Below are 19212 nucleotides of genomic sequence, written 5' to 3'. Positions count from 1 at the left end.
CATGCGCTACGTGCTCCGCAGGCTCGGCTTCTACCTGCTCGCCGCGTGGGCCTCGCTGACGATGAACTTCGTCATCCCGAGGCTCGCGCCGGGAGACCCGGCCACGGCGATGTTCGCCCGCTTCGAGGGCCGCATCTCCCCCGAGGCGCTGGTAGCCCTGAAGACGGCGTTCGGCTTCACGGATGCGCCGTGGCACGTGCAGTACTTCACGTACCTGAAGCACCTGCTGACCGGGGATTTGGGCCTGTCGTACGCGTACTACCCGTCGCCCGTGTCGGAGGTCATCGGCACGGGCCTGTTGTGGACGCTGGGGCTGGCCGGGTGCGCGGTCATCATCAGCTTCGCGGTGGGGACGATGCTGGGCGTGCTGGCCGCGTGGAACCGGGGCGGCTGGCTGGACTCGGCGCTGGCGCCCGCGCTCGCCTTCCTGGGGGCCTTTCCCTACTTCTGGCTGGCCATGCTGGCCCTGTACCTCTTCGGCTTCGGGCTGGGCTGGTTCCCGCTGCGCCATGCGTACTCGCACGACGTGGAGCCCGGGGCGACGCTCACCTTCCTCGCGGACGTGGGACGGCACGCGGTGCTGCCGGCGACGTCCATCGTCGTGGCCACGCTCGGCGGGTGGATGCTGAGCATGCGCAACACCATGGTGGCGGTGCTGGGCACGGACACGCTGCGGCTGGCGCACGCGAAGGGCCTGCCGCCCCGCCAGGTGATGCTGCGCTATGCGGCGCGCAACGCGCTCTTGCCCAACGTCACCGGCTTCGGCATGGCGCTGGGCTTCGTGCTGAGCGGCTCGCTGCTGACGGAAATCGTCTTCTCGTATCCGGGCACCGGCTACCTGCTCATCCTCGCGGTGCGCAACCAGGACTACCCGCTGATGCAGGGGCTCTTCCTGGTCATCACGCTGGCGGTGCTTGCCGCGAACTTCGCCGTGGACCTGCTCTGCCTCTGGCTGGACCCGAGGACCCGCGCCCATGCGTGACACCCTTCGACGCTTGCTCCGCCAGCGCAAGGCGGCGGTGGGAGGCACCCTCCTCTTGGGCTTCCTCCTCGTCGCGCTGGTGGGCCCGTGGTTCGTGATGGACCCGACGGAGCTGATGGGCCAGCCCCACCAGCCGCCTTCGAGTGCCCACTGGTTCGGCACGACGGGCCAGGGTCAGGACGTGCTCGCGCAGACGGTGGTGGGCGCGCGGGAGACGCTGGCCATCGGCTTCGCGGTGGGCGCGCTCGTCACGCTGGTGGGCGCGCTGGTGGGCATCACCGCCGGCTACCTGGGCCGCCGCGTGGATGACGCGCTGACGCTCACCACCAACATCTTCCTGGTCATCCCGGGCCTGCCGCTGGCCATCGTCCTGGGCGCCTACCTGCCCTCCGGTCCGTTCCGCATGGTGGTGGTGCTCACCTTCGCGGGCTGGGCGTGGAACGCGCGCGTCTTCCGCGCGGAGGCGCTGTCGCTGCGAGGTCGGGACTTCGTCGCGGCGGCCGTCGTCGCCGGAGAGAGCCACCTGCGCATCATCACCCGCGAGCTGTTGCCCAACATGGCCTCGCTCGTGGCCTCGTCGTTCATTGGCAACACGCTGTACGCCGTGGGCGCGCAGGTGGGCCTGGAGTTCCTGGGCCTGGGTGACGTGGGCTCGGTGACGTGGGGCACCAACCTCTACTGGGCCGGCAACGACGCGGCGCTCCTGACGCGCTCCTGGTGGATTTTCGTCCCCACGGGCATCTGCATCGCGCTGGTGGGCTTCTCGCTCACGCTGCTCAGCTCCGCCATCGACGAGCTGACCAACCCCTCGCTGCGCGCCCCTCCGAAGGCGCCCAGCGCTGCGGCGGTGCACGCCGTTGACTCGCCTGCGCAGGAGACCGCCACGCCCGGCGCGCTCTTGAGCGTGCGTGAGCTGTCCATCGAGTACATGACGCAGGCGGGCCCCTCCCGCGTGGTGGACCAGGTGTCCCTGGACATCGCCCCCGGCGAGGTGTTCGGCCTCGCGGGTGAGTCCGGCAGCGGCAAGTCCACGCTGGGCTCCGCGCTGTTGCGCCTGTTGCCCTCGTCGGCGGCCATCACCCACGGACGCATCCTCTTCGACGGAACGGACGTCACCGCGTTGTCGCCGGAGGCGCTGCGCGCCTTCCGGTGGAGCCGTGTGTCCATGGTGTTCCAGAGCGCGATGAGCGCGCTCAACCCGGTGCTCACGCTGGGCGAGCAGTTCCACGACACGCTCGCGGCGCACGGAGGTAACTCGCGCGCGTCCTCGTACGCGCGGGCCCGTGAGCTGTTGAGCATGGTGGGATTGAAGCCCGAGCTGGTGGACGCATGGCCGCACCAGCTCTCCGGTGGCATGCGCCAGCGCGTGGGAATCGCCCTGGCCCTGGCCCTGGAGCCCCGGCTGGTGGTGATGGACGAGCCCACCACCGCGCTCGACGTGGTGGTGCAGAAGGAGCTGCTCCAGCGCGTGGTGGAGCTGAAGGAGCGGCTGGGCTTCGCGGTCCTCTTCATCACGCATGACCTGCCCCTGCTGCTCGCGCTGGCGGACCGCGTGGGCATCCTCCAGGCCGGCAAGCTGGTGGAGGTGGACACCGCGCAGCGACTGCGCACCGACGCGCGTCATCCATACACGCGCCTGTTGCTGTCGTCCTTCCCTCACCTGGGCGCGGCCGACGCACCGACGCCGTCACCCGACGTGCTGGAGCAGGCCACCAGCGCGCTCAAGCCGCCGCTCGCCGCGTCCCCCGGAGGTCGTCGATGAGCCCTCCCCTGCTGGAAGCCTCGCGCCTGAATCGGAGCTTCCCCGTGGGCGGCTTCCTGTCCCACGCGCGCCGCAAGGTGCTGACGGATGTGTCCTTCTCGCTGGAGCGCGGAGAAATCCTCGCGCTCGTCGGCGAGTCTGGCAGCGGCAAGTCCACGCTGGCCCGCCTGCTGGCGCGGCTGGACACCCCGGACTCGGGCGACATCCTCCTTGGCGGAGAGAACGTGCTCGCCCGCGAGGGCGGCGCCGCGTCACTGGCCTACCGGGGCCGCGTGCAGATGGTGTTCCAGGACCCGTTCGCCTCGCTCAATCCGGTGCACACGGTGGCCTATCACCTGGAGCGCTCGCTGGTGCGCCATGGGCGCGCGCGAGGCGTGGAGCTGACGCGACGGGTGCACGCGCTGCTGGAGTCGGTGGGACTGACGCCGGCGGAGCAGCTGGCGAAGCGCTATCCGCACGAGCTGTCCGGAGGCCAGCGTCAGCGCGTGGCCGTGGCGCGGGCGCTGGCGGTGGAGCCCGACGTCATCATCGCGGACGAACCCACCTCCATGCTGGACGTGTCCACGCGCCGGGGGGTGCTCCAGTTGCTCAAGGGCCTGACGCGCGAGCGCGGCATCGGCATCCTCTTCATCACCCATGATCTGGCGAGCGCCCGTCACCTGGCGGACCGCGTGCTGGTGCTCTACGCGGGCTCCGTCGTGGAGACGGGCCGCACCAGCGACGTGCTCCAGGCGCCTCGCCACCCGTACACACGGCTGTTGTTGTCGGCCGTTCCGGATGGCGTGGACTTCCTGCGCACGCCCCTGCCCGCGCGCGTGGCGACCGTGCCCGCGCCTCCTCTGGGGTGTGCCTTCGCGCCCCGCTGTCCTCACGCCGACGTGCGGTGCCACGAGGCGCTTCCTCCCTTTCACCTTCCCGCGGCGGAGCACCACGTCCGCTGCCATCTCGAGTCCTCGAAAGGAGTCCCTGACGATGCGGCAGTTTCCTCATGACTTCGTGTGGGGTGTGGCCACCTCCTCGTACCAGATTGAAGGAGCCACCGACGCCGACGGGCGCGGTGAATCCATCTGGGACCGGTTCGCCGCCACGCCCGGTAAAATCGCCGACGGAACCAACGGCAACGTCGCCTGCGACCACTACCACCGCTGGCGCGAAGACGTGGAGCTGATGCGCTGGATGGGATTGAAGGCGTATCGCTTCTCCGTCGCCTGGCCGCGCGTGTTCCCCATGGGGCGCGGCAAGGTGAACACCGCTGGCCTCGACTTCTACTCGCGGCTGGTCGACGGACTGCTGGAGGTGGGAATCGAGCCTGTCGTCACGCTGTACCACTGGGATTTGCCGCAGGCGCTTCAGGACAAGGGCGGCTGGGCCTCGCGCGACACGGTGAGCGCGTTCGTCGAGTACGCGGACGTGATGAGCCAGAAGCTCGGGGACCGGGTGTCGCGGTGGATTACGCACAACGAGCCCTGGTGCATCAGCATCCTGGGCTACGCCAACGGCGAGCACGCCCCCGGCATCAAGGACTGGGGCCAGGCGCTGGCCACGGCCCACCATGTGCTGCTGTCGCATGGACAGGCCGTCCCCGTCATCCGCGCCAACGTGCCCAGGGCGGAGGTCGGCGTCACCCTCAACCTGGTGCCCGCGGAGCCCGCGTCGCCCAGCAAGGAGGACCATGACGCGTGCCGCTCCTTCGACGGCGGCTTCAACCGCTGGTACCTGGACCCGCTCTACGGGAAGGGCTACCCGCGCGACGTGATTGACGACCATGTCGCCGAGGGGCGACTGAAGTCGGACACGCTGCCCTTCGTGCGACAGGGGGACATGACGGACATCGCCGCGCCCATCGATTTCCTCGGGGTCAACTACTACAACCGAGGCGTCATCCGCAGCGACCGCATCCCCGAGGCGCAGAACGCCCCGCGCACCGTCCACGTCAGCCCCGAGAAGACGGAGATGGACTGGGAGGTGTCGCCCCACGGACTCACCCAGCTGCTCGTGCGGCTGAACCAGGACTACAAGCCCGGGCGCCTCTACGTCACGGAGAACGGGGCCGCCTACGGCACCACGCCGGACGCGGACGGCCGCGTGCGGGACACCAAGCGCGTGCACTACCTGCGCACGCACCTGGAGGCCTCGCTGGAGGCCATCAAGCAGGGCGTGCCGCTCAAGGGCTACTTCGCGTGGTCGCTGCTGGACAACTTCGAGTGGGCGTACGGCTATCAGAAGCGCTTCGGCATGGTCTACGTGGACTACGCGACCCAGAAGCGCATCCCCAAGGACAGCGCGCACCTGTACCGCGCCGTGGTGGCCCAGAACGGGCTGGATGTGGAGCTGGCCGCATGAGAGCCCTGTTCCTCGCACCCCTCCTCGCGGCGGCGCTGTACCAGGCCCCCGTCCACGCCGGGCAGGACGCGCAGCCCGTCCAACCCGGCGGCGCGCAACCTCAAACGGCGCCGGTGGAAGCAACTCCGCCGGCCGCCGCTCCTCCCGGTGGCGCGCCGCCCGCGGCCACCACCACGACGCCCTCGGGTCCTCCGAGCCCGGCGCCGTCTCCCGCGCCGCAGCCCCTCACCCTGCAGCCCGTGGACGTCACCGCGGGCGCGGAGCAGGCCACCGTCGTCAAGCTCCAGCGCGACGAGCGGGGCTTCAAGCTGAAGGTGGACGGCCGCGACTTCCTGTTGCGCGGCATGAACTGGGGCTACACGCCCATTGGAGAGAACTACCGCTATTCGCTCTGGAACCAGCCCGACGACTTCGTGCGCGCGGTGCTGGCGCGGGAGATGACGCTGCTGCGCGACATGGGCGTCAACGCCATCCGCCAGTTCGACGACATCCCCCCGCGCTGGGTGGAGTTCATCTTCAAGAACTACGGCATCACCACCGTGGTGAACCCGCTGATGGGCCGCTATGGCGCCACCGTCAACGGCGCCTTCGTGCCCAACATCGACTACTCCAACGCCGCGCACCGCAAGGCGCTGCTCGAGGAGCTGGCGAAGAAGGTGGAGGTGTACCGGGGCGTTCCGGGCGTGTTGATGTGGCTGCTCGGCAACGAGAACAACTACGGCCTGCACTGGACCAGCTATGAAATCGAGGCGCTGCCGGGCCAGGAGGACGCCGCGCGCGCGGTGCACCTCTACACGCTGATGGGCGAGGCGGCGCGGACCATCAAGGCCCGCGACGTCAACCACCCGGTGGCGATGGCCAACGGCGACCTCCAGTACATCGACCTCATCGCCATGCACGCCACCGACATCGACATCTTCGGCGCCAACGTCTACCGAGGCCCCAGCGTCCGGGACCTGTACGAAGAGGTGCTGCGCAAGGTGGACAAGCCGGTGCTCTTCTCGGAGTTCGGCGCGGATGCGTTCAACGCGCGGGACGGTCGTGAGGACCACCTGTCGCAGGCCGAGTACCTGCGCCAGCAGTGGGAGGAAATCTACACGCAGACGTACGGCCAGGGCCGCGTGGGCAACGCGCTGGGCGGCTTCGTCTTCCAGTGGGTGGATGGCTGGTGGAAGGTGGGCCAGGAGGCCAACCTCTCCCTGCACGACACGACGGCGTCGTGGCCCAACGGCGGCTACGCGGCGGACTTCGTGGCCGGTCAGAACAACATGAACGAGGAGTGGTTCGGCATCTGCGCCCTGGGCACGCCGGACGACGCGGGCATCTCCCGCATCCAGCCGCGCACGGCCTACTACGTGTTGCAGGCGGCCTTCCGCCTGGACCCGTACGCGGAGGACACGGACCTGGACCGCATCCACGCGCACTTCGCGGGCCTGCGGCCCTCCGAGCTGTCGAAGAGCTACGAGTCCTCCATCGCCCTGGCGAAGGCGGATGAGCTCAGCGCGGTGCGGGTGTCGAACCTGCGCCTCGTCATGGACAGCTCGCTGTCGCGTGGAAGCATCGCGACGACGCGCCCGAACCTGACGGCGGCGGACCACACGGAGTCCATCTTCTTCGACCTGGCGCTCCAGCCCGCCACCGGCGTGTACGGACGCGCGTCCTTCAACGTGGTGGGCAACGTGGCCACCAACCGCCTCAACAACCTCTTCTACGAGAACCGGGGCACCACGCCGACGCCGACGACGCCGGCACCGGGGGCCTCGCCGACGCCGGGCGTCTCCCAGCCGGGAGTGAATGGCTTTGACCGCTTCGCGCTGTACCAGGCGGAGTTCAAGCTGGACCGCGCGGACTTCGCGCTGGAGGGCTTCTACCGCGTCGGCCACTACCACTGGGGCGAGGAGGGTGACTTCTTCGGCCTGTACCGCGAGGCCAACTACGGGCCGAACATCGACATCTACCACGGCAACGCGCCCTTCGGCGTGGTGCTCAGCGGCAAGCGCTCCTTCGAGGGCTTCAAGCTGGCGGTGGGTCCGGAGCTGTACTGGGGCGCAAACCCATCCGTCGTCGCCAAGTACCGCAAGGGCTTCGGGGACATGGCGCTGACGCTGGTGCATCAGGAGGACATCGCCCGGGGCGCGACGCAGCAGACCGCCTCCGTCATCCGCGAGCGCGTGGCGCGCCGCACGGCGCTGACCTTCGAGTGGAACCGGGGTCCGCTGGCGCTCGACATCGGTGGCATCCTGGCCGCGCCCCAGCGCATCGGCGAGGAGTTCACGTGGACGCGCGAGGCGACGGGCGGTGCCAGCTACATGGGCAGTGGCCAGGAGGTGCTGCGCGACAAGGTGCAGTTCCTCGACACGCTCGGCGCGAAGGCGCGGGCCACATATGACCTGGGCGGCGTCCGGCTGTTCGCCCAGGGCTCGTTCCGCGGGCTGGTGGCGGACGGTGGTCCCGAGCCGAGCATCGTGCTGACGGGCTGGAGCCTGCGGGAGAGCGGTCGCGGCAACCACTTCGGAGCGCAGGCGGGCGCGGCCTTCCAGTTGGGCACCATCGAGGTGGCGCCCAACGTGCTGTACCAGAAGCCGCTCATCGGCCCGAATCCGAACATCCCCGACACGTATGACCAGGACTCGGGCACGTACTTCCCCGCCGTGCGCGCTCGCAACGTGTTGCAGGATGCCTTCACCGTCCTGGACAACCGCGAGACGCTGGGCGCGGAGCTGCTCATCACCTTCGACCCGACGCCGGGGACGTGGTTCTGGGCGTGGGACCGGGAGATGCGCGAGGACGCGCCCTTCGCCGCGGGCCTGGACCTGGTGTACCGCCGACAGCCGACGTCCCGGGATGCGAGCATCGCCATCCTCGCGGACGGCAGCGCGGTGGCCTTCGCCGGGGCGCCTCCCGCGCGCGACGAGTGGGAGACGACGCTGCGCATGGTGGGCAATCCCACGCAGCGGCTGAAGCTGTACGGCACGGCCTTCGTGGGCAGCGTGCAGTCCGGAGGCGAGGACGCGCGGCAGGTGCGCCGCTTCGGCCTGGACGCCAACGTGCTGTACGACACGCTGCTGTTGGCCACGCAGCTGCGATTCAACGACTGGGGTCCGTACGACTACCACCGTGTGTTCAACCTCACGTATCCGGTGCAGCTCGGGGGCGACGTGTCCTACGGGCTCAAGCGGCCGGTGCTGGGCGCGGTGTCCACGCGCTTCGGTCTGCGGGGGCTGGTGCGCATGCTGGATGAGTACTCGGAGGGCATGAGCACGACGGCCATCGCCGAGGGACTCAAGGGCCGCGAATACGAGGTGGGTGCGTATGCAATCCTTTCGCTCTGAGGGACAACGTATGAGGACGTGTCTCGTGCTCCTCGCGGTGCTGGGCACCTTCGGGTGCTACGACCGCGCGAGCTATGTCTATGGCGAACCGCTGGAGGACCTGACACTCGAGGTCTACGACCCAACCATGGGCGTGTATCCGAGCACTGTCATCCTGGACGACCCGAACAATCCGTTCGCGGACTCGACGCCGGGGACGGAGACGAAGTGGGTGCTCCAGGCCAACGCGGGGCCGGTCGCGGCCTTCTACTCGTGGGCCACCGTGCTCGCGCGGGGACCGTATGGCGAGGCGCAGTACTACGTCGGCCTCAACCTGCTCGGCGTGTACCAGAACGGACTGGCGAAGCAGGAGGACCTGCCGGTGGTGCGGGACATGGCCATCCGCTCGTACCAGTCGGTGTTGGACAACTTCCCGGACGCGGTGACGTACGACTCGACGGGGACGATTCCCTACGAGCTGTTGACGCCGTCCTACAAGGCCATCGTGGAGATGGGTGGGACGGTGACGGGCGGTTGGGTGCTGGTGCGGACCTCGAGTGGTGGTGAAAGGGCGGTGCGGCCATGAAGCGGACCGTGGGAGTGCTGCTGTTGACGTTGGCCGCGTGCCGGCCGGACCCGGGTGCCTCCGACTACGAGAACCACCAGCCGTCCTCGCAGGACGACGCCGGGACGAATCCCCAGGACGAGGTGCTCCCGGGGCCGTTCCCGTTCGAGGCGGGCCAGCGGCGCCTCTTCGTCGGCTTCTACGAGGGAGGCCGGTCCGAGGAAATCATCATCAACGACGTGGACACGCACATCTACCTGTACGAGGGCACCGTCACGATTGAGTCCTCGAGCACGCGCATCGAGGGGAAGACGGCGGACCGCATCGTCCACGCGGGCAAGGGGTGGTTGGGGTTTGGCATCCACTGGGATACGGGCCACAACCTGGACGCGTGGAAGACGCTGCACGTGAGCCTCAACTCGTCGGACCCGGGGTTCGCCTCGGTGAAGATTGGGATGAGCGACACGGAGGGCGTGCAGCTCGACGTGGCGAAGTATGGGTATGTGAACGACGGGCAGTGGCACCACCTGGCCATTCCGTTGTCGGACTTCACCGCCGCGGGCGTGAGCCTGGGCGCGGTGCTGTCGCCCTTCGTGTTCATCGCCGGCGGTGGGCCCTCGGGCAACGCTCTGCTCTTGGACAACCTGTACTTCACGACGAACTAGAGACTGTGCGACGGGCCCGCTTCCCTGCTTCCGGGGAGCGGGCCTGGGTCGAGGCCATGGGCAGCGAGCGCCTCCGAATCGAGCCGTGGCTACAGCGAGGGCAGTTCCCGCATTTCGTAGGGTGCATGCGCGAACGCCAGACGCTCAGAAAAACAAGCCACACGCCAAATTTGCAATTCAGGTGCTTCAACCATTCAGAACCAACTGATTGACAGTTGCCACCTGACGAAGGGCTCGCGACGGGAGGGGCCTCTGGTTTGATTCCCCTCAGGAGGCCGTCCACCATCCCAGGCTGACGGGCCCAAGGCCGACCGATGGGGTGTTCCTGGAGCAACAGCAGGCGACGGACCGTCTTCGTCCACTGTCTCCATCCACTCCCCAACACAGGCACCAGGCCATGGTGCCTCCGGAGTTCTCCCGTCATGTCGCGAACTGGCCGCACACTCTTCAGCGCCGCCCTTCTCTCCGCGCTCTTCGCCGCTTGCAGCCCCGACCCCACGGAGGGGACGCCGGTTTCCAACGAAGAAGTCACCCTGGATGAACAAACGCAGGGACTCGAGTCCAACGGCGGAACCCTGGCGGCCTGTACCGCCACGGCCATCTGCGGCACTTGCACGACGTTGACGTGCAGCGGCACGTCCACCTGCTCGGCGCTGAATGGAACCACGGGCTTCGTCACCTGTGATGGCGTCACGAAGTCCTGCCGCACGTGCACGTACGGCGGCATGACGTTCAACGATGGGGAGGGCTACCCGATCGACGGCAGCACCAGCTGCTCCGCCAAGGACGACGGCTACTGTCTTGGCGGTCCCTTCTCGGGCAGGTCCTGCGTCGGCAGCGGAGAGTGCTACGCCCGATGCTGCAATGGCGAGTGGCAGTAGCGCTGCCCAATCGTGCATGACCAGGCCATCGCGGGTCCGCACGGCGTGAAAGCGGGCGGTGACACGGAAGTGGACTTTCGAGCCCACCTCTTCGTCACCGCCTGTTCCACCGCGCATCCCCCTCCTCCGCGGTGAGGAGGATGAGCGTCGCGGTGATGGCGGCCCGCACATCCGGCGGGTCGCCCGTGAGCGCGTCCCGGTACAGGAAGAACTGCCCCACCCTCACGATGACGTTCGACAACGCATCCAGCCCCATCGCCGGTCGGAGGTGCTTGTCCCTCACGCCCTCCTCCAGCGCTCTCCGGATGCTCGCCGCGCAGCGCTCCTCCACCCGGCTGCTCTTCGACATCAGCACGCGCATCGCGTACTCGGAGTCCTGCTGGATGAAGCGCCGCAGGGGCGCGTCCTCCACAATCAGGTGGATGAGGCGCTGGGTGACGTCCGCCACGTACGCCGTCCCCTCCCCCTGGAACTCGCTCCTCGCGGCGGTGAGCGCGGCCTCGAACCGAAAGGACAGCACCTCCCCATAGAGCAGCTCCCGCGTCCCCGCCCAGCGGAACACCGTCGCCCGACTGACGCCCAGCTCCTGCGCCATCCGGCCGATATCGAAGCGCTCCCCCTCGTTCCACCACCGCATCGCCAGCGCGAAGAGGTCCTGCGGCGTCGCCCGCGTGGGCACCTCCAGCCGCTGCGAGAGCGGCGTCACCCGCGCCCGCGCCTTCTCTCGCGAGGCCGGCCGACGCGTCCTCGAAGGCGCTTCCTTCGTCGCGCGCCGCGAGTCCTTCACGCGCGTGCGCTTCATGTCGCCGCGCTCAGCATCTTCCGCCGCCGCCGCCGCATCCCCGCCACCAGCACCCGCTGGTACAAGGTCGGCAACAACCGCTGGAACAGGTCGATGAGGACCGCGTCCCCGCCAATGAGCTGCCTCCGCCGGTTCTTCCGAATCGCCGTGAGGATGTCCTCCGCCGCCCGCTCCGGCGTGGTGGCCAAGGCCTTCTCGAAGTCACTCGACGAGCGCTCGTCCGTCCACCCCCGACGCACCGTCACCCGCGCATTGCGCGCGATGTTCGTCTTGATGCCCCCAGGATGCACACAGGTGACGCCGATGGTCCCCGGATCCACCTCCAACTCCTGCCGCAGCGCCTCCGTGAAGCCCTTCACCGCGAACTTCGCCGAGTTGTACGCCGCCTGCGTCGGCACCCCAATCAGCCCGAAGACGCTCGACACATTGACGATGTGCCCCTCGTCCACTGCCTTCAGGTGAGGCAGGAACGCCTTGGTGCCGTACACCACCCCCCAGAAGTTGATGTTCATCAGCCACTCGAAGTCCTCGTACCGGGTGTCTTCGATGGTGGCGCCCAACGCCACGCCCGCGTTGTTGATGATGATGTGGACCGCGCCGAACTCCCGCGCCACGTCATCCGCCCACGCATGCACCTGCTCGCGCTTCGCGACATCCACCCGGTCCGCCCGGACACGGACGCCGTGCGCACGGCACTGTGTCTCCGTCTCGGAGAGTCCCTGCACATTCACGTCCGACAGCGCGACGTGACACCCCTGACGCGCAAGCAACACCGCCGTGGCCCGGCCAATGCCCGAGCCCGCTCCGGTAATCGCCGCGACCTTGTCCTTCACCGATTTCATCCGTTGGCTCCGTTCCGCGTCCACCGCCACCGCGTCAGCCGTGCGCCTGCTTCCGGGGGCTCGCCCCGGTTTTCAAGGACGCGCGCCGACGCCGGGTGATGGCGACATATTCCGAGGGCTCGAAGGTGGCGACGCGGCGCCTGTAGTCGAACGTGAAGCCCGGCCACAGCGTCGAGTTGCGCCCCGTCGCATCCAGGTACCAGCTCACACACCCGCCCTGCATCCACACCGTCCGCGCCATCCGCGTGTCGACGTCCCGGACGAACGCCTCCTGCGCCTCCACCGTCGGCTCCACCGCCGCCAGCCCCCTGCCCTCCAGGTAGCGCAGCGCGCTGAGCACATGCGCCAGCTGGCTCTCAATCATCAGGATGACGGACGTGTGCCCCAGCCCCGTGTTCGGCCCCAGCAACATGAAGAAGTTGGGGAACCCGCTCACCGACGTCCCCAGGTGCGCCTTCATGCTCCCCGCCCACGTCTCCGCCAACGTGCGCCCGTCCCGCCCCCGGATGTGCCGGGCGAATGACGGCTCCGTTATCTGGAAGCCCGTCCCGAAGATGAGCGTGTCCACCGGATGCTCGACGCCCGATGCCGTGACGACGGAGTGCTCGCGCACCTCCTGGAGCCCGTCCGTGACGACCTCGACATTCTCCCGCGTCAGCGCCGGCAGGTAGTCGTCCGACACGAGCACTCGCTTGCAACCCATGGTGTAGGAGGGCCGCAGCTTCGCGCGCAGCACCGGGTCCGGGACGGACTGCTTCAAGTGCCGCCACGCACCCCGCTGGGCCCACCGGATGATCCACGGATACATGAACGCCAGCGCGGACAGCTCCTTCACCGCGTAGAGGCCCGCGCGCATCAGCCACCGCGCTCCGGGAACGCGCGTGTACAGCCACTGCTTCCAGCCGGCAATCGCGTGGTCATTGCGCGGCAGAATCCAGGGAGGCGTGCGCTGGAAGAGGACCAGCCGCTCAACCTTCGGTTGGATGGCCGGGACGAACTGGATGGCGGACGCGCCCGTGCCCACCACGGCGACCTTCCGGCCCGTCAGCTCATGCGAAGGGTCCCACCGCGCCGAGTGCATCACCTTGCCCTGGAAGCGCTCCAGCCCCGGGAGCGCGGGCTGTACCGGCTCGCCGAACGCCCCCGCCGCGAGGATGAAGACGTCCGCGGTGAAGAGCCCCTCCGACGTCTGGAGGCGCCAGTGCCGCGCATCGTCATCCCAGCGCGCGTCCTCCACGGCGTGACGGAAGCGCACGTGGGGGAGCACGCCGAAGCGCTCCGCGCAGTCGCGCAGGTACGCGTGAATCTCCGGCTGGGGCGAGTACGCCCGGGACCAGCGCGGGTTCGGCGCGAAGGAGAACGAATACAGATGCGACGGCACGTCGCACGCGCACCCCGGATACGCGTTGTCCCGCCAGACGCCGCCCACGTCGTCCGCGCGCTCGAAGAGGACGAAGTCCTCCAGCCCCTCCTGCTTGAGCCGGATGGCCATCCCCAGGCCGCCGAACCCACTGCCCGCGATGGCCACGTGGAAGTGTCGCGTCGGGGGAAGGGACATCCAGGCCTCCAGTGGGAATCCGCGCTACGGACTCCCAGCATGGCGCGCCATGAGTCACTTCACAAGGATGACGCACACATGCGGTGGCCCGCCAGGGTGTCGCATGAACGACAGGCTTAGGCGGAGGCTTCGGGCCCACCGCCGGGAGGCCTACGCGGACAGGTGCTCGACGAGCGTCTTGAGGCCGATGCCGATGAGCACCAGGCCGCCAAGGATTTCGATGCGGGTGCCGAAGCGCTCGCCCAGCCGCTTGCCGGCCCAGGCACCGCCGATGGACAGCACGAAGGTCATCACGCCGATGAGGGCGGTGGAGAGGACGATGCCCAGCTCCAGCGCGGGCAGCGTCACGCCGACGGCGAGCGCGTCGATGCTGGTGGCCACGCCGAGCGTCAGCAACATGGGCAGGGGGATGCCGGTGGCGGCCCGCGTCTCCTCGTCATGGGAGAACGCTTCCCAAATCATGTGCCCGCCCACGAGCGCGAGCAGCCCGAAGGCAATCCAATGGTCCACCGCCGCGAAGTGCGTGAGGATGGCCTTGCCCCCGAGCGCACCGCCCAGGGACATGCCGAACTGGAACAGGCCGAAGGTCAGCGCCAGCTTGAGGACATCCGGAGGCCGAGCCCCCCGGATGGCCATGCCACTGGAGACAGCGGTGGCATCCATCGCCACGCCGAGCGCGAGCAGAAGCAGGGTCACGGAGGCCACGGACTACTCTTTCTCGATGTCGCGGTCCCAGAGCTGAACGCGGGTGTTCTCGTCGGCCAGCCGTCGGGTCAGCTCCGCGGCGATGGCCACCGAGCGGTGCTTGCCACCCGTGCACCCCAGCGCCACCGTGAGGTACGCCTTCCCCTCCTTCTGGTAGCGGGGGAAGAGGAAGCGGCACAGGTCCACGACCTTCTCGAGGAACTGCTGCGTCTCCTCGCGGTCCAGCACGTACGCGGCCACCTTGGGCACCTTGCCCGTCAGCCCCTTCATCTCCGGGACGAAGTACGGGTTGGGCAGGAAGCGCACGTCCAGCACCAGGTCCGCCTGCGGCGGCACCCCGTACCGGTAACCGAACGACATCACCGACAGGCTCGGCCCCGCGGCGGGCTCCGGGCTGAAGCGCGCCTGCACCATGCGCTTCAAGTCGTGCACGTTCAGCACCGACGAGTCGATGACCTGGTCGGCGATTTCGCGCAAGTCACGCAGCTCCTGGCGCTCCGCCTTGATGCCGTCCGCCACGGTGCCGTTGGGCGCCAGCGGATGGCGGCGGCGCGTCTCGCTGAAGCGACGGATGAGGCTGTCGTCGCTCGAGTCGAGGAAGAGCACCTCCACGTGGTGACCGGCGCGGCGGACCTCGTCCAGCACCCGGGGCGCGTCCTTGAGGAACACGCCTTCACGCACGTCCATCACCAGCGCCATCCGCTCGATGTTGCCCCCGCCCGCGAGCTCCGTGAGCTTGGGCAGCAGCAGCACCGGCAGGTTGTCGATGCAGAAGAACCCCGCATCCTCCAGCGCCCTGATGGCGGTGGACTTGCCGGAGCCGGACATGCCGGTGATGACGACCAACTGTTTCGCGGGCGCGGTCACTCGACCTCTTCTCCCAGGGTGCGGCGCATCGCCCCTTCGGCGATGGCTCGGTTGAGCCGCTCGGCGAATTCCCTCGCCGAGTGGTGGCCCTGAAGCTTCAACAACTGGTTGCGGGCGGCCACCTCGATGATGGTCGCCATGTTACGGCCTGGACGCACGGGTACCACCGACAGCGGGATGTCCACACCCACAATCTGGAGATGTTTGTCCTCCACGCCCAGCCGGTCGTACTCCTGATGGGGGTCCCATTCCTGCAGCTCGATGACGAGCTCGATTTTCTTCTGCTCGCGCACCGCCGCCACGCCGAACAGGTCCTTGATGTTGATGATGCCCAGGCCCCGGATTTCCATGTGGTGCTTGATGACCGGGTTGCCCGCGCCGTAGACCGCCCCCTTGCGCCGGGTGACGTCGACGATGTCGTCCGCCACCAGCCGGTGGGCCCGCATCACCAGGTCCAGGGCAATCTCGCTCTTGCCGATGCCGCTCTTGCCGAGCAGCAGGATGCCCACGCCGAAGACGTCCATCAGCACGCCGTGCAGGCTGCTGGACTCGGTGAGCGCTTCCTCCAGGAAGGACTGCACCCGGGTGATGAACTCGCTGGAGAGCAGCGGCGTCTTCATCAGCGCCAGCCCGCCGGACTCACACGCCGTCACCAGGACGGGCGGAATCTCCAGCTCCTTCGTCACCACGACGCACGCCAGGTCCTCTTCCTCGAAGAGCTTGGAGAGCGCCTCGCGCTGCCGCGACTCCGGCAGGGTGGCCAGGTACGAAATCTCCGTGTTTCCGAACACCTGGACCCGGTGGGGGTGGAGGTGCTCGGTGAAGCCCGCCAGCGCCAGCCCCGGCTTCTGGATGCGCGGCGAGTCCACCGTCCGAGTCAGCCCGCTCGCGCCCGCGATGAGCGTGAGCCGCAAGTCGTAGTCGTGGTCCTCGATGAGCTGGGAGATGCGGATGGATTTCATCGTCGGGGCCTGGAATATCACTGGTGGGACCTTTTGAGGCGAGGTGCCCACCTGGCATGTCGTCCCCTACCTCTACCCCCGATAACCCACCCGAGCGAAGCCCTGGTCGCCCGCTGGGGGAATCGCTTGGGACTTCAACAATGAGTGCCGAGGCCATTTCCCGCCGCCTCGTGCGTTGCTAAGCCCCCGGCCATGTCCGACTGCCTCTTCTGCAAGATTCGAGACGGCCTCATCCCGGCCAAGGTCGTCTATCAGGACGACGCCTGCCTGGCCTTCGAGGACATCAATCCCCAGGCGCCCACGCACGTCCTGTTCATCCCCCGCAAGCACATCGCCACGGTGAACGACGTCACCGCGGAGGACGAGGCCACGGTGGGCCACCTCTTCGTGGCGGCGGCCAAGCTGGCGAAGCAGCGGGGCCATGACAGCAACGGGTACCGGGTGGTGATGAACACCCACCGCGACGCGGGGCAGACGGTGTTCCACATCCATCTGCACCTCCTGGCGGGTCGGCCGCTGCTCTGGCCTCCAGGCTGAGTCACCGCGGAGCGGGCTTCGCCATGGGCACCTTCGGCGGGCCCGAGGGCGCCTCCACATCCACGACGTTCGCGTCGGGGCCAATCTGGCGCAGCACCCGCAGCACGCTGCTGCGGTCATCCGTCCAGGCGAAGTCCTGCTCGTCACGCAGCCCCAGGCGGCGCACCCGCGCCTTGGCACGGGTGAAGGTGGGGCCCCAGGAGAACTCGCGGTCTGGACTGAGCAACATCCAGTTGCTGCGCAGCGCGCTTCCTTCCGTGTCGTGGAAGACGAAGGCCGCGTACATCCCCAGGCGGCGCGCATGCGACAGCGTCACTGGCACCAGGTCCAGGTGCACGTTGCTGATGTGCAACGCGAGGACTCCGTGCGGGGCCAGGTGCCGCTTGTACAGGGCGACGGCCTCCTCGGTGAGCAGGTGCACGGGGACGGAGTCGGAGGAGAAGACATCCAACGCCAGCACGTCGAACCCACCGGGCTCGCCCCGCTCCAGCTCGCGCTCCAGGGAGATGCGCGCGTCCCCCTCCACCACCTCAATCGTCGCGGGCGAGTCGCCCAGGTAGCTGAAGAAGCCGCCCTCGCCTCGCGCCAGGGAGATGACCACCGGGTTGATTTCATAGAAGCGCCCCCGGTCCTCCTTCTCCAGCAGCGCCGCGCTCGTCCCCACGCCCAGCCCCAGCACACCCATGCGCAGACCCGGAGGCAGTCCCACCGCCGCGCGCAGCCGACGCTGCTCGGCGACAGCCAGTCCCAGACCGGCCTCTCGCGTGTAGTAGGTCGTGGGCCACGAGCGCAGCTCCGGTTTGACGTACTGCATGCCATGGGTGATGGCGCCGTGGCGCTGACTGTAGAGGTGCTTGTCCGGCGACTCCTCGTTCTGCTCCGTCACCCTCACCACGCCGAAGAAGTTCCGCTCGCTGAACAGCGCCTTGTCCAGCTCCCGGTTCACCGACAGGAACAGGTTCACCGTCACCATGACGAGCATCGCGCCGCGCAGCACCCGTCGGCCGCGCTGACTCCACGTCTCTGCCGCCGGCCCGCGCACCATGCCCGCGAGCGCCACCGCGCAGCAGCCTCCCAAGGACAGCGGGTACTCCCAGTACGCGCGGAAGAAGGCGGTGGCCACGCCGCTGACGAACAGCGCTCCGAGCACGCCACCGGCGGACACCCACAGGTAGAAGGCGCTCAAATGGCGCGGTGACGGACGCAGCCGGTACAGCTCGCCGTGACACACCATGCAACCGGCGAAGAGCGACGCGGCGTAGGCGATGAGCTGGAGGGTGAGCGGGAAGTGGGCCCCCGCCGCGTGCGCGTGCGCCACCATCGCTCCGGAGCCGATGAGCAGCACCGAGTAGACCGTGCGCGAATAGAAGGACTCTCGCGAGAAGGCGATGATGAAGGTGAGCAGGTAGACGGCCAACGGCAGCACCCAGAGGAAGGGACCCGCCGCCACGTCCTGCGAGAGCTGGTTCGTCGTCGCGAGCAACAGCACGGACGCGCACGTGGCCAGCCCGAGCCACGCCAGTGTCCGGCCCACACCGGGTCGAGCCTCGGAGTCGGCGGGCGCGGCCTCCAGTGAGGCGCCTCGTGCTTCTCGCCGCATCGCCTCGAAGGCGGCTTCCCGGGCCGCCTCCGCGTCCGTCTGAAACCGTGACGCCGACGCTGAACCTGCGCCTGCATCCTGCGTGGCCATCGCGCCGACTCGGGCGCTGACGTCCTGCGATGCGAGTTCGCCCGCTGTCACTCGGGCCGTGGCGCCCTCCACGAGGGAAGCCTCTCGTGGACCTGTCGCTTCCGTGCTCGCCACCACGCGCTCGTGCCGCAACACATCCAGCGCGCACACCGCGCAGGCCCCCACGAAGAGGACGAAGCCCACGCCCCAGCCCCACGCCTGCGTGGCTCGCCCCACCCACGGCTCCACGAGGAAGGGGTAGCCCAGCAGCGCCAGCAGCGAGCCCACGTTCGACAGCGCATACAGCGCATACGGTGAGCGGCCGGGCCTCGCGCGAGCGAACCAGGACTGGAGCAGCGGCCCCGTCGTGCTCAACACGAAGAACGGCAGGCCGATGGTGGCCGCCAGCATCGCCAGCAACCTCGGCACCGCCAGGTCCGTGCCCACCGGACGCCACTCCGGCCCCGGTGCCACCGGCGAGCCCACCCACAAGGCCCGCGCCCCCAGCACCGCCACCGCCACCGCCAGGACGCCCAGGTGCACCTTCGCCTGCGTCCGTGGCGTCAGCCGCGAGGCGAGCCCGTGCGCATACGCATACCCTCCCAGCAGCGCCGCCTGGAAGAACAGCATGCATGCGGTCCAGACGCCGGGCGTGCCGCCGTACCACGGCAACGCATACCGCCCCGCCAGGGGCTGCACACCAAACAGAAGGAAGGCACTGGTGAAGATGGCGACGGCGTAGCGGAGCATGGCGAACCTGG

At 68.7% G+C, this 19212-nt stretch carries 16 protein-coding genes; 9 read left to right on the top strand and 7 right to left on the bottom strand.

Annotation, left to right across the window (positions count from 1 at the left end; translation table 11 throughout):
- The first annotated feature begins 1 nt into the window (after position 1).
- The 8 genes from HUA74_RS09495 (at position 2) to HUA74_RS09460 (ending at position 10509) form a co-directional block, all read left to right on the top strand.
- Complete coding sequence (locus HUA74_RS09495) at positions 2-982, top strand: ABC transporter permease (protein ID WP_141644429.1); 981 nt, start codon at positions 2-4, stop codon at positions 980-982.
- The gene (locus HUA74_RS09490) at positions 975-2744 is read left to right on the top strand and encodes a dipeptide/oligopeptide/nickel ABC transporter permease/ATP-binding protein (protein ID WP_174454247.1); all 1770 of its coding nucleotides are present in this window, start codon (positions 975-977) and stop codon (positions 2742-2744) included. The genes HUA74_RS09495 and HUA74_RS09490 overlap by 8 nt, the downstream gene beginning before the upstream one ends.
- Entirely contained in the window at positions 2741-3736 is a 996-nt protein-coding gene (locus tag HUA74_RS09485; protein ID WP_141644427.1) for an ABC transporter ATP-binding protein, read from the top strand. Before HUA74_RS09490 ends, HUA74_RS09485 begins: the two co-directional genes overlap by 4 nt.
- Positions 3717-5087 carry a GH1 family beta-glucosidase gene (locus HUA74_RS09480; protein WP_174454246.1) on the top strand — a complete coding sequence of 457 codons (1371 nt, stop codon included), beginning with the start codon at positions 3717-3719 and terminating at the stop codon, positions 5085-5087. Before HUA74_RS09485 ends, HUA74_RS09480 begins: the two co-directional genes overlap by 20 nt.
- On the top strand, positions 5084-8419 hold the full coding sequence (locus tag HUA74_RS09475; protein ID WP_174454245.1) for a glycoside hydrolase family 2 TIM barrel-domain containing protein: 3336 nt from the start codon (positions 5084-5086) through the stop codon (positions 8417-8419). The genes HUA74_RS09480 and HUA74_RS09475 overlap by 4 nt, the downstream gene beginning before the upstream one ends.
- Before the next feature lie 10 nt (positions 8420-8429).
- The gene (locus tag HUA74_RS09470; protein ID WP_174454244.1) at positions 8430-8984 is read left to right on the top strand and encodes a hypothetical protein; all 555 of its coding nucleotides are present in this window, start codon (positions 8430-8432) and stop codon (positions 8982-8984) included.
- Positions 8981-9628, top strand: coding sequence for a hypothetical protein (locus tag HUA74_RS09465; RefSeq protein ID WP_174454243.1), 648 nt, complete (start codon positions 8981-8983; stop codon positions 9626-9628). The genes HUA74_RS09470 and HUA74_RS09465 overlap by 4 nt, the downstream gene beginning before the upstream one ends.
- A gap of 422 nt (positions 9629-10050) precedes the next feature.
- Positions 10051-10509, top strand: coding sequence for a hypothetical protein (locus HUA74_RS09460; protein WP_174454242.1), 459 nt, complete (start codon positions 10051-10053; stop codon positions 10507-10509).
- Between the two features lie 94 nt (positions 10510-10603).
- Here HUA74_RS09460 and HUA74_RS09455 read toward each other — a convergent pair whose 3' ends face one another.
- The 6 genes from HUA74_RS09455 to hprK form a co-directional block, all read right to left on the bottom strand.
- On the bottom strand, positions 10604-11311 hold the full coding sequence (locus HUA74_RS09455) for a QsdR family transcriptional regulator (RefSeq protein WP_174454241.1): 708 nt from the start codon (positions 11309-11311) through the stop codon (positions 10604-10606).
- A complete protein-coding gene (locus HUA74_RS09450) occupies positions 11308-12153 on the bottom strand; it encodes an SDR family oxidoreductase (RefSeq protein ID WP_174454240.1) in 846 nt (281 codons plus the stop codon). Before HUA74_RS09450 ends, HUA74_RS09455 begins: the two co-directional genes overlap by 4 nt.
- Positions 12154-12187: 34 nt before the next feature.
- Positions 12188-13711 (bottom strand): NAD(P)/FAD-dependent oxidoreductase, encoded by a 1524-nt coding sequence (locus tag HUA74_RS09445; RefSeq protein WP_174454239.1) that lies wholly within the window; start codon positions 13709-13711, stop codon positions 12188-12190.
- Positions 13712-13861: 150 nt separating this feature from the next.
- Positions 13862-14416 (bottom strand): manganese efflux pump MntP family protein, encoded by a 555-nt coding sequence (locus HUA74_RS09440; protein WP_174454238.1) that lies wholly within the window; start codon positions 14414-14416, stop codon positions 13862-13864.
- Positions 14417-14419: 3 nt separating this feature from the next.
- Positions 14420-15283, bottom strand: a complete 864-nt coding sequence (rapZ, locus tag HUA74_RS09435; RefSeq protein WP_141644415.1) for an RNase adapter RapZ — start codon at positions 15281-15283, stop codon at positions 14420-14422.
- The gene (gene hprK, locus HUA74_RS09430) at positions 15280-16245 is read right to left on the bottom strand and encodes an HPr(Ser) kinase/phosphatase (protein ID WP_141644414.1); all 966 of its coding nucleotides are present in this window, start codon (positions 16243-16245) and stop codon (positions 15280-15282) included. The genes rapZ and hprK overlap by 4 nt, the downstream gene beginning before the upstream one ends.
- Before the next feature lie 192 nt (positions 16246-16437).
- Here hprK and HUA74_RS09425 point away from each other — a divergent pair, with 192 nt between their 5' ends.
- Complete coding sequence (locus HUA74_RS09425) at positions 16438-16782, top strand: histidine triad nucleotide-binding protein (RefSeq protein WP_174454237.1); 345 nt, start codon at positions 16438-16440, stop codon at positions 16780-16782.
- 1 nt (position 16783) lies between these two features.
- Here HUA74_RS09425 and HUA74_RS09420 read toward each other — a convergent pair whose 3' ends face one another.
- Complete coding sequence (locus tag HUA74_RS09420) at positions 16784-19201, bottom strand: spermidine synthase (RefSeq protein ID WP_174454236.1); 2418 nt, start codon at positions 19199-19201, stop codon at positions 16784-16786.
- Between the last annotated feature and the right edge of the window lie 11 nt (positions 19202-19212).

The organism is Myxococcus sp. CA051A (assembly GCF_013336705.1).
GTDB lineage: Bacteria > Myxococcota > Myxococcia > Myxococcales > Myxococcaceae > Myxococcus > Myxococcus llanfairpwllgwyngyllgogerychwyrndrobwllllantysiliogogogochensis.
The sequence above is the reverse complement of the archived record's forward strand: the minus strand, read 5'-3'. Positions and strand labels throughout refer to the sequence as shown.